Origin of the sequence: Natrialba sp. PRR66 (genome assembly GCF_034808065.1) — an archaeon.
Classification (GTDB): Archaea; Halobacteriota; Halobacteria; order Halobacteriales; family Natrialbaceae; genus Natrialba; species Natrialba aegyptia.
The window spans coordinates 1-264 of record NZ_JAXHGN010000143.1; the positions used below are offsets into that span (position 1 = coordinate 1).

Annotated in this window: 1 protein-coding gene; it reads left to right on the top strand. The window is 75.0% G+C overall.

The features are described from left to right. Positions 1–264, top strand: a 264-nt coding sequence (locus SM755_RS23790) for a glutamate synthase central domain-containing protein (RefSeq protein ID WP_323174855.1), incomplete at both ends; no start/stop codon positions are given.

Here is a 264-nt window from a genome sequence, read left to right on the forward strand (position 1 = left end):
GCTCTCGGAGGTCGACGCCATCCGCGGGCTCGACGGCGACGCGGCCGCGAACGGACTCGAATCGGTCGTGGTCGACGCGACCTACGACCCCGAGTCGGCGACCCTCGAGGACGCTGTCGAGGCGCTCCGCGAGGACGCGCGAGCGGCCATCAAGGACGGCGCGGACGTCGTCGTGCTCTCGGACCGCGCGAGCGGCCCCGAGCGCGCCGCGGTCCCGAGCCTCCTCGCGACGAGCGGGGTCCACCACCACCTCGTCCGGAACGG